Genomic DNA, 3030 nt, shown 5'->3' on the forward strand with positions numbered 1-3030 from the left:
TACTCGTCAAGCCGCTTTCGTGAAATGAACGAACCCGAAAAGGTCCGGAAGCGCATCGGAAATTACGCGACCCCGATGTTTTCGCCAAAAAGGTCCGCAATTCTCAAGGAGAGATATGATGTCCGCTACCCCCTTCGATCAACGTGATGGATGGATCTGGTATGACGGACAGATCGTACCCTGGAAAGAGGTGACGCTCCACGTCCTCTCGCACGGGCTCCACTACGGATCGAGCGTCTTTGAAGGTGAGCGTGCCTATGGCGGCGAGATCTTCAAGTCGTCCCAGCATTCCGAGCGCTTGAAGAAGTCGGCGCAGATCCTCGATTTCGAGATCCCTTACACCGTCGCCGAGATCGACGCGGCCAAGCGCCTCGTGCTCGAGAAGAACGGCCAGACGGATGCGTATCTGCGCCCCGTCGCCTGGCGCGGTTCGGAGATGATGGGCGTCGCCGCTCAGCACAACAAGATCCACCTCGCGATCGCGAGCTGGGTCTGGCCGAGCTACTTCAATCCGGACGAAAAGATGAAGGGCATCCGGATCGACATGGCCGATTACCGCCGGCCCGACCCGGCGACTGCACCGTCCACGGCCAAGGCCGCAGGCCTCTACATGATCTGCACCATCTCCAAGCACCGCGCCGAACGCAAAGGCTACGCCGACGCGCTGATGCTCGATTGGCAGGGCAGGGTGGCCGAATGCACCGGCGCCAACGTGTTCTTCATCAAGGACGGGGTGGTTCACACCCCCACCGCCGATTGCTTTCTGGATGGCATCACACGCCAGACGGTGATCGAGCTCGCCAAGCGCCGCGGCTTCGAGGTCGCTGAACGCCGGATCATGCCGGACGAGCTGTCGTCCTTCAATGAGTGCTTCATCACCGGCACTGCCGCGGAAGTCACACCTGTCTCGGAAATCGGACCCTACACCTACAAGCCTGGGAATATGACCAAGGTCCTCATGGAAGATTACTCGGCAGAGGTTATGCCGAAGGCCAAGGCCGCCTGAGAACGCGCCCAAGCACCGGGAGAAACCTCCCTGTGCTTCATCGCCTACGGGGTCGCGGGGCGGCCTCGTCTTGGCTCTATTGAACGATCTTATCGGCGCCCGACGGGATGCTGCCGTCCATCCAGCTTGGGGGGCGGCTGGCACAATTTCACAATCGAATTGTAGTATTTTTAGAACAAAATAGGTACGGTGCCCCCGCCTTGATTGCAAAACCTATGTGAATAATGGGGATAATTTGAGGGCAATTCAGGTGATTGACTTACGGACCAACACGAAGAAGCTCCCGGCAGCTTCGGAACCAATCATGAACGATTGTGAAGAAACGGTCGACCAACCGGTGTCCATGTGGTGCGAAGCGGCTCGACCAAAGTTGCGTTCCATCCTCTTTTAGACGTCGCTTGGCATCCCCACATGTTCCGCATGGGAGGACGAACCAAACGATGAAGACGATTTTTGGACGCCGCACGCGCGCAGTCGCGCTCCTGGCGGTGATGTTGACACTCGCAGGCGGTGTGGCGGAAGCGCGTATGGGTGGCGGTCGTGGTAGCTTCGGCTCCCGTGGCGCCCGCACGTGGAGTGCCCCGCCGACGACCAGTACAGCCCCAGGAACCGCCGCCCCGATGCAACGCTCGCAGGCTCCGAATGTGGGCCCGACCGGCTCTATCGGATCGCCGAGCGCGGCTCAGCCCCGGCGCTTCGGATTCGGCACGGGGATCGCCGCCGGCCTCTTGGGCGCGGGCCTGATCGGCATGCTGACAGGGCACGGCTTCTTTGGCGGTCTGGCGGGCTTGGGCTCCGTTCTCGGCCTTCTTCTGCAGATCGGTCTGGTTGCCTGGCTGGTATCCTTTGCGATCCGCTGGTTCAGGCGCCGCCAGGAACAGCAGCAGCCGGCCTATGCTTACGCGCGCTCCGCAACGGGCGGATCCGGTCGCCCGGGACCGCAACCGGCTCCTCAGCCGACGCCGTCTCCCAGTCCTCTTTTTGCGGGCCTCGGCGGTTCTGCACGACAGCAAACGCGGCCGGCCCGTCCGGGGGTGCGTGACGAGATCGGCATCGTCGAAAAGGACTATGAGGCGTTCGAGCGGACGCTGGTCGATACTCAGACCGCCTATTCCCGAAGCGATATTGCGACCCTATGGGATCTGGCCACACCCGAAATGGCTGGATACCTCCAGGAAGAGCTGAGCGATCACGCGTCCCAGGGAGTCGTCAACACGGTGTCGGACGTTCGGCTCTTGCAGGGCGATCTGGCGGAGGCTTGGCGCGAAGGCGGCGCCGACTATGCGACGGTCGCCATGCGCTACGGTTTGATCGACGTGACCAAGGAAAAGGCGACCGGCCGGGTGGTGGATGGAGATCCCTCGAACCCCGTCGAGACGACCGAAATCTGGACGTTCCGGCGCGAGCCGAACGGCCCTTGGAAACTGTCCGCTCTCCAGCAAGTTCAATAACGACGAAACGGCCGGGACAACCCGGCCGTTTTTTATAGGATCCATCAGATCTCGAGAATTGCGTAAGACTTTCCGCCCGGCTTTTCGATATGGCGTGCGACGTTGTAAACGCGCTGGCCGCCGGGTGTTCGCCCTTCGAAATGGCCACGATGGGCGTGGCCGTGGACAATTGCATCGACCTTGAACCGGTCGATGGTCTCGGCCAGTCGCGAAGAGCCCAGAAACGGATAGATCTCCAACGGCTCGCCTTCGATCGTCTCCGGGATCGGAGCATAGTGCAGAATGACGACCGATCGCTTGGCGCGAACCTGCCGCATGGCGTTCTCCAATCGCAGCGACTCGTTCATCGCCTCGGCCACGAACTGCTTGATCGCGGGCTCTCCGAACGAGCCGAGCATGCGGCGTCCGAAGCCACCCGGGAAACCTTTGACACCGACGAAGCCGACGCCGTCGATCTCGCAGGACGAACCGTCGAGCAACCGCATTCCGGCATCGCGCAGGATCCGACTGACTTCTTCGGTTTGGCCGGATTCATAATCGTGGTTGCCGAGAACGCCGACGACAGGAATGGAG

At 61.3% G+C, this 3030-nt stretch carries 3 protein-coding genes; 2 read left to right on the top strand and 1 reads right to left on the bottom strand.

Annotated elements, in window-relative coordinates; all coding sequences use genetic code 11:
- Nucleotides 1-118 precede the first annotated feature (118 nt).
- Nucleotides 119-1006 carry a branched-chain amino acid aminotransferase gene (locus AC1DT3_RS16600; RefSeq protein WP_477466346.1) on the top strand — a complete coding sequence of 296 codons (888 nt, stop codon included), beginning with the start codon at nucleotides 119-121 and terminating at the stop codon, nucleotides 1004-1006.
- A 440-nt stretch (nucleotides 1007-1446) separates the two neighbouring features.
- Nucleotides 1447-2457 carry a Tim44 domain-containing protein gene (locus tag AC1DT3_RS16605; RefSeq protein WP_477466344.1) on the top strand — a complete coding sequence of 337 codons (1011 nt, stop codon included), beginning with the start codon at nucleotides 1447-1449 and terminating at the stop codon, nucleotides 2455-2457.
- Between the two features lie 44 nt (nucleotides 2458-2501).
- Here AC1DT3_RS16605 and AC1DT3_RS16610 read toward each other — a convergent pair.
- Nucleotides 2502-3030, bottom strand: a 529-nt coding sequence (locus AC1DT3_RS16610) for a metallophosphoesterase family protein (RefSeq protein ID WP_477466345.1), incomplete at its 5' end; no start/stop codon positions are given.

It is taken from the genome of Microvirga sp. P4_G7 (genome assembly GCF_056401005.1).